Source organism: Methylobacterium indicum, assembly GCF_001043895.1.
In the GTDB taxonomy this organism is placed as follows: Bacteria; Pseudomonadota; Alphaproteobacteria; order Rhizobiales; family Beijerinckiaceae; genus Methylobacterium; species Methylobacterium indicum.
Window position 1 is genome coordinate 1 of sequence record NZ_JTHF01000394.1, and the last position, 6,666, is coordinate 6,666.

Consider the following 6,666-nt stretch of genomic DNA (forward strand, 5'->3'; position numbering starts at 1 on the left):
CCGCCCGCCGGTCCTCGTACGGGAAGTAGCGGTACCAGCTCTGCCAGGCCGAATCGGCGGCGGGCCGCGCCTCGCGCACCAGGGCGAGATACGCCACCGACAGGGCGTGCAGCCCGACCTCCCCCTTGCCGCCCCGCCGCCGGTCGCGGTCCCCGAAGGTGTAGAGCTGCTCGACATAGCCGAGGCTCTGGCCGGTCTGCCGCTCGACCCAGGCCCGCAGGCCCCGCTCCAGGGTGGGATGCGCCGGTTCCAGCGGCCCGGCCGGCAGCCCCTCGGCCCGGCCCTCGGGCTGGCCCGCCACCGGCACGGTGAGCACCCGCGGCTCGTCGAGCGTCGCTGCCAGGATCACGGCTGCGAGGCCGACCAGGGGTGCCGCCGCACTCGGTTCCGCCTCGCTCATCGTCCTGCTCTCCCGATCCGACGGGGGCTTAGCACGATGGGCGGTGCGAAAGGGTTATTGTCAGAGCCTCGCGGCCGGGAGCGTCGGGCGTGACGAGGCTTCAGGGTGCGATCCGGCGCGCCTCGATCCGTGGGGCGGCGGACTGAACGGTGACCGCGTTACGGCCGTCCCATCTCTCGATTACGCCGGCACCCGCACCGTCGCCCGCAAGCCCCCCAGCGGCGAATCGTACAGCGCCACGTCGCCGCCATGCGCGCGCGCGATGTCGAGGGCGATGGCGAGGCCCAGCCCCGAGCCGCCGGCATCCTGGCGGGCGTCGTCGAGGCGCACGAAGGGCTTGAACACCTCCTCGCGCTGCTCAGGCGGAATGCCCGGGCCGTCGTCGTCGATCGAGACGGCGAGCCAGCGCGCCTCCTGGCGGGCGGTGATCGCGATCGTGTCGCCGTAGCGCGCGGCGTTGGCGGCGAGATTGAACAGGCAGCGCCGGAAGGCGTCGGGCCGGACCGTCACGGTCGCCTGGCCCTCCAGCGTCACCTCGGAGACGTGGCCGCCCAGGCGCTCGACGTCGGTGCGCACGTCCTCCAGCAGGGCGCGCAGGTCGATGGCCGCGGCCGGCTCGCCGGAATCGCCCTTGGCGAAGGCGAGATAGGCCTCGAGCATCCGGCTCATCTCGTCGACGTCGCGCTGCAGGTCGTCGATCTCGGGGGTCTGGGGCAGCAGCACCAGGGAGAGCCGGAAGCGCGTGATGATGGTGCGCAGGTCGTGACTCACGCCGTTGAGCATCGTGGTGCGCTGCTCCATCGCCCGCTCGATGCGCCGCTTCATCTCGATGAAGGCGTGGCCGGCCTTGCGCACCTCGCGGGCGCCGCGGGGGCGGAAATCCAGCTCGCGGCCCTTGCCGAAGCTCTCCGCCACGTCGGCGAGCCGCAGGATCGGCCGGATCTGGTTACGCAGGAACAGGATCGCGACGCCGAGCAGCACCATCGAGGAGCCGCCCATCCAGAGCAGGAAGATGTGCGAGTTCGAGGCGTAGGCCTGGCTGCGCCGGGCGATCACCCGCATCACCCCGCCGGGGATCTCGACCCGGATCTCGATCAGGTTGGAGCGCCCCACCGTATCGATCCAGAACGGCCGGGCGATCTGGCGGCGGATCTCGTCGGACAGGGCCTCGTCGAGGAGCGAGAAGAACGGCCGCGGGCCGGGGGCCGGGAGCCTGGCGCCCTCCAGGATGTCGACGTCGAGGTTCAGGCGCTCGCTGGCGATCCGCTCCAGGGTCTCGGAGCCCTTGTCCTGGGGGTAGCTCTCGTAGATGTCGATCAAGGCCGCGACGTCGGCGGTCACGGCGGCCGAGAGGCGCCGGGTCACCAGCTGCCAGTGCCGCTCCATGAAGGTGTAGGCGATCACCGATTGCAGCAGCACCATCGGGGCGATGATGATGATGAGGGATCGGGCATAGAGCCCCTTCGGCAGCCGGTCGCCGATGACGCGGCCGAGGCGGCGCCAGGCCCGCCGGGGCGTCGGGAGCGTCCCGGCGAGGGTGGGGGGCGCCATGAAGACTAGTCCAGCACCAGCCGGTAGCCGACGCCGCGCACGGTCTGCACGTAGCGCGGATTGGCCGGATCGTCCTCGATGCGCCGGCGCAGGCGGTTCATCTGCACGTCGACGGTGCGCTCGTTGGCCGCCCCGTTGGTGCCGGTCAGCGCCTCGCGCTCGACGTTGCCGCCGCGGGCGAGCGCCAGGATGGTCAGGATCTCGCGCTCGCGCTCGGAGAGGCGGATCGCCTCGTCGTCGCGGGTCAGCTCGCCACGCTCGATGCGGAACTGGAACGGCCCGAACCGCACCGCGTCGAGGGGGGCGGCCGTCCCGTCGGCGGGGCCCCGCGCGTTGCGGCGCAGGATGTTGTTGAGGCGCAGGATCAACTCCCGCGGCTCGAAGGGCTTGGGGAGATAGTCGTCGGCGCCGATCTCGAGCCCGGTGACCCGGTCGTTCGGGTTCGAGCGCGCGGTCAGCATCAGGATCGGCACGCTCGAGGTCAGGCGGATCTGGCGGGCATAGTCGAACCCGGTCTCGCCCGGCATCATCACGTCGAGCACCACCGCGTCGAAGACGAGGCTGCGCCCGCGCGCCCGCGCCTCGGCGGCGCTCGCGGCGGCGGTGACGCGATAACCGTTCTCGCCGAGGAAGCGGGCGAGCAGGTCGCGCAGGCGGCGGTCGTCGTCGACCACCAGGATGTGGGGGGCGTGGTCGGGCAGCTCGGCCCGGGGGCTGAGGGCGGGGCCGGCGCTCACGGGCGGGCCCCGGTGCCTGCGGGCGTACCGAGCGGGCTCTCGGCCGGGATCTCCCCCGAAGGATCGCCGCCGCCGATGAGACGGCTCACCGCCGCGCGCTCCTCCGGCTCGATCATGGCGAGGAGGAACCGGCCCGCCGGCTCGCGGAGTGCGGGGCCGACCTCGGCCAGCGCCCGCCGGACCCGCTCGCCCTGGACGCCGGCGAGGCGCTGAGCGAGGGCGCGGCCCTGCGGCGTGCAGGTGAGGAGGCGGTGGCGGCGGTCGCTCGTGCCCGTCCGCTGCGCGATGTAGCCCTGCTCGATCAATTCCTTCAGCACCCGGTTCAGGCTCTGCTTGGTGATCCGCAGGATATCCAGGAGTTCGGCGATGGTGAGGCCGGGATGCCGGTCGACGAAGTGGAGCACCCGGTGGTGGGCGCGGCCGAAGCCGTACTCGGCCAGGATGCGGTCCGGATCGGCGACGAAGTCGCGGTAGGCGAAGAACAGGAGCTCGATCAGGTCGTAATGCGGCGGCGCCTCGTCCCGGGGCTCGCGCGAGGCGATCTCCCGCGACGGCGCCTCCAGAGAGGACGATTCTTGTCGAGAGGACGACTCTTGCCGAGAGGACGACTCTTGCGCGGGCCGTACCGGGGAGTAGCCTGCCTCCGGCTGGTCCTCGTTCGCGACGTCCGGGATGGGGGCCGGACGGGTCCGGGCGGCCTGGGTCACGGGTCGCACCTCTTCGCGAGACAAGTCGACGGGAGTTTCGGCCTTCGAGGGCCGTCGTCATTTATGTCAGTCTTGTTGACATATCTCAGCCCCATTGATACCCGTCAACCCCGCCGGCGAAACGAACGTACGCCCCGCGCCCCGCTCAAGCACGAACGTTGCGCGAGAACCAGCCAGGCGGAAACGAACGCATACGAGGATCATCGTCATGTCCGTCATTCCCTTCGACCAGCGTGAAGGCCACATCTGGTTCGACGGCCGCATGGTGCCGTGGGCGGACGCGAAGATTCACGTACTCAGCCACGGCCTGCACTACGGTTCCAGCGTGTTCGAGGGCGAGCGCGCCTATGGCGGCCGGATCTTCAAGTGCACCGAGCATTCGCAGCGCCTGCGCCGCTCGGCCGAGCTCCTCGACTTCGAGGTCCCGTACTCGGTGGCCGAGATCGACGCCGCCAAGAAGCTGGTGCTCAAGGAGAGCGGCCTCAAGGACGCCTATCTCCGTCCGGTCGCCTGGCGCGGCTCGGAGATGATGGGCGTCTCGGCGCAACACAACACCATCCATCTCGCCATCGCGGCGTGGGAGTGGCCGAGCTACTTCGACCCGGCGACCAAGATGAAGGGCATCCGCCTCGACCTCGCCGATTACCGCCGGCCCGATCCGCGCACCGCGCCGTCGGCCTCGAAGGCGGCGGGTCTCTACATGATCTGCACGATCTCCAAGCACCGGGCCGAGAACAAGGGTTATGCCGACGCCCTGATGCTCGACTGGGAGGACAACGTCGCCGAGTGCACCGGCGCCAACGTGTTCTTCATCCAGGACGGGGTGATCCACACGCCCCAGGCCGACCGCTTCCTCAACGGCATCACCCGCCAGACCGTGATCGAGCTGGCGAAGCGCCGCGGCTACGAGGTGGTCGAGCGGCGCATCCGCCTCGAGGAACTGGCGGGCTTCACCGAGTGCTTCATCACCGGCTCGGCCGCCGAGGTCACCCCGGTCTCGGAGATCGCCCAGTACCGCTTCACCCCGGCGGCGATGACCAAGACCCTGATGGACGACTACACCGCCGAGGTGCAGCCGCGGGCCGAGGCGGCCTGAGCCTCGCGACGAACGCGGAGATCGAAGGCCCCGGGCGGGAGACCGCCCGGGGCCTTCGCGCGTGGACGGCCGCGGTTTCCCGGGGACAAGCCGCTCCCCTGCATCCGGGGCGGGAACGCGAGCCGGGGCTTCCCCGTTGTCTGGATGGAACATTCAGAGAACACGGAAGCCCCCATGACCGCCAAGACCAAGAAGGCCGAGACCGGGACGCACGAGTCGGACAACCCGAAGCAGGATCCCAAGGATACCTCGAACCGCATCAAGGATCCGAAGGACTGGACCACCGGCTCCGAGCCGATGACCGGCGCCCAGGCCTCCTACCTCAAGACCCTGGCCGAGCAGGCCAAGGACGAGGACGCCTTCGACCCGGACCTCGACAAGGCCGAGGCCTCGCAGCGCATCGATGCCTTGCGCAAGGAGACCGGCAAGGACTGACGTCGTCGAGTCTCGACGATGAGCGACGGGGACGAGGCCGCCGACAGGGAGGTCTCTCCTCGCCTCGACCTTTCGGGGCCGGGAGCTGCGAGCCCGGCCGGCCTGCACCGGCCGTTTCAACCGCCGCGTTAACCTGAGATGAGGAGATCTTTCCTTAGTCTGCGGCCCGACGGATCGTGGGAGCGGGGCGTGCGGGACAGGACGCGGGGAACGGAGGTTGTCCGGCGATTCCGGGACGAGACGTCCGGATCGACGGCGATCGAGTACGCGCTCGTGGCCGGGCTGATCTTCCTCGCCCTGACGACGGCTCTCGCGGTCTACGGCAATTCCGCCGGCAGCCTGTTCACCAACCTCAGTACCCGCTTCCTCGCCGCACTCCAGTAGGGAGCGCAGATCCGCCGACGGGGCCCGCCGCTCACTCCGCCGCCAGCCCGGGCGCGTCGAGCGCCAGATTGTCCAGCGATTGCCGGATCTGCCCGGCCAGGATGTCGGCGAGCGGGTTCGGCTCGCCCGCCCGGTGGCGCATCAGCCCGATCCGGCAGGCCGGCAGGGCCGCGAAGCCGTCCTGCGGCCCCAGCACCCGCATGCCCGAGCGCAGCGCGCTCTCCGGCAGGACCGACACGGCGAGCCCCGCCAGCACCGCGGCGCCGACCGCGGTGGAATTCCAGCTCACGAACAGGATCCGGCTCTGGCGCCCGCCGCGCTCCAGCGCCTCGATGGCGGCGACCCGCCAGTTGCAGGCCGGCCGCCCGAGGGCGAGGGGCACCGGCTCCTCCGTGTGCACCGCGTGGCGGCTCGACGTGACCCAGAGGAGCGCTTCGGTGCGGATCGTCTCGACGCCCCGCCGCCGGTCGCCGCGTGCGCGTCCGCTCTCTGCCTTGTCCCGCGCCATGGCCTCGGTGACGATGGCGAGGTCGATGTCGCCGTCGGCGATCCGCTCGGCCAGCATGTCGGAGGGCTCGCACACCACCGTGACCTCGGCCCGCGGATGGGCCCGGGCGAAGCGGCCGAGGATTTCCGGCAGGTAGCGGTCGGCGTAGTCGTCCGGGAGCCCGAGGCGGACCCGCCCGGCGAGGTCGCCCTCGTCGAAGGTCGCCAGGCACTCGGTCTGCAGCCGCACGATGCGGCGCGCGTAATCGAGCAGGCGCTCGCCGTCCTCGGTCAGCCGCACGCCGCGGCCGGCCTTGAGGAAGATCTCCCGTCCGATCCGCTCCTCGAGCCGCTTCATCTGCATCGAGACGGCGGATTGCGTCTTGTGCACGGCCTCGGCCGCGCGGGTGAACGAGCCGCTCTCGGCGATCGCCACCAGGGTGCGGAGCTGGTCGATGTCGAGAGGATGCACCGGACGGCTCCGTTATCAATCTCCGTGATGTGACACATCTCAAGCATTCGCTCAACGCATTGGCCAAGCGGCGCTATGACGGACGCAGCGGAAGAGCGATGGCCGGCGCATGACGAGGTTCGCCGACAGCTCCCGCCGGAGACCACGATGACGATCAGCTTTGCCCCCCTCTTCGGTGTTCTCGCGCTGGCGCCCGGCTACGGCCGCAAGGCCGCGCAGATCGTGGCGCGGATCGTCACCCTGTGGATCAACCGCCGCGCCGCCTACCGCCTCGCCGAACTCGACGATCGCGGACTGAAAGACATCGGGCTGACCCGCAACGACGTGATGGGCGCCCTCGACCTGCCATTCATGCAGGACCCGACCCTGCCCCTGGTGCATCGACGCCGCGCGCGGCG

The 6,666-nt window shown here is 70.7% G+C and carries 8 protein-coding genes and 1 pseudogene; 4 read left to right on the top strand and 5 right to left on the bottom strand.

Annotated elements, in window-relative coordinates:
* The 4 genes and pseudogenes from QR78_RS30625 to QR78_RS30640 all read right to left on the bottom strand — a co-directional run.
* Window positions 1-400: pseudogene (locus QR78_RS30625) on the bottom strand (hypothetical protein); the annotation flags it as partial.
* Between the two features lie 180 nt (window positions 401-580).
* Complete coding sequence (locus QR78_RS30630) at window positions 581-1,951, bottom strand: ATP-binding protein (RefSeq protein ID WP_048431411.1); 1,371 nt, start codon at window positions 1,949-1,951, stop codon at window positions 581-583.
* Window positions 1,952-1,956: 5 nt separating this feature from the next.
* On the bottom strand, window positions 1,957-2,688 hold the full coding sequence (locus tag QR78_RS30635; RefSeq protein ID WP_048431412.1) for a response regulator: 732 nt from the start codon (window positions 2,686-2,688) through the stop codon (window positions 1,957-1,959).
* A complete protein-coding gene (locus tag QR78_RS30640) occupies window positions 2,685-3,230 on the bottom strand; it encodes a MarR family winged helix-turn-helix transcriptional regulator (RefSeq protein WP_048431417.1) in 546 nt (181 codons plus the stop codon). Before QR78_RS30640 ends, QR78_RS30635 begins: the two co-directional genes overlap by 4 nt.
* Window positions 3,231-3,603: 373 nt before the next feature.
* Between QR78_RS30640 and QR78_RS30645 the strand changes: the two genes are divergently transcribed.
* The 3 genes from QR78_RS30645 (at window position 3,604) to QR78_RS33460 (ending at window position 5,310) form a co-directional block, all read left to right on the top strand.
* A complete protein-coding gene (locus tag QR78_RS30645; protein WP_048431413.1) occupies window positions 3,604-4,491 on the top strand; it encodes a branched-chain amino acid aminotransferase in 888 nt (295 codons plus the stop codon).
* A 174-nt stretch (window positions 4,492-4,665) separates the two neighbouring features.
* Window positions 4,666-4,926: a DUF3072 domain-containing protein gene (locus QR78_RS30650; protein ID WP_048431414.1), complete on the top strand. Its 261-nt coding sequence runs from the start codon at window positions 4,666-4,668 to the stop codon at window positions 4,924-4,926.
* A 189-nt stretch (window positions 4,927-5,115) separates the two neighbouring features.
* A complete protein-coding gene (locus tag QR78_RS33460) occupies window positions 5,116-5,310 on the top strand; it encodes a Flp family type IVb pilin (protein WP_058620195.1) in 195 nt (64 codons plus the stop codon).
* A 31-nt stretch (window positions 5,311-5,341) separates the two neighbouring features.
* On the opposite strand, the gene QR78_RS30655 is transcribed toward QR78_RS33460, so the two are convergent.
* A complete protein-coding gene (locus QR78_RS30655) occupies window positions 5,342-6,268 on the bottom strand; it encodes a LysR substrate-binding domain-containing protein (protein WP_048431415.1) in 927 nt (308 codons plus the stop codon).
* 147 nt (window positions 6,269-6,415) lie between these two features.
* On the opposite strand from QR78_RS30655, the gene QR78_RS30660 reads away from it, so the two are divergent.
* Window positions 6,416-6,666, top strand: a 251-nt coding sequence (locus tag QR78_RS30660; RefSeq protein WP_048431416.1) for a DUF1127 domain-containing protein, incomplete at its 3' end; no start/stop codon positions are given.

What these genes read in the sequence shown, in the direction of transcription:
- QR78_RS30645 (WP_048431413.1), top strand. Translation starts at nt 3,604, where the DNA reads ATGTCCGTCATTCCCTTCGACCAGCGTGAAGGCCACATCTGGTTCGAC.
- QR78_RS30630 (WP_048431411.1), bottom strand. Translation starts at nt 1,951, where the DNA reads ATGGCGCCCCCCACCCTCGCCGGGACGCTCCCGACGCCCCGGCGGGCC.
- QR78_RS30650 (WP_048431414.1), top strand. Translation starts at nt 4,666, where the DNA reads ATGACCGCCAAGACCAAGAAGGCCGAGACCGGGACGCACGAGTCGGAC.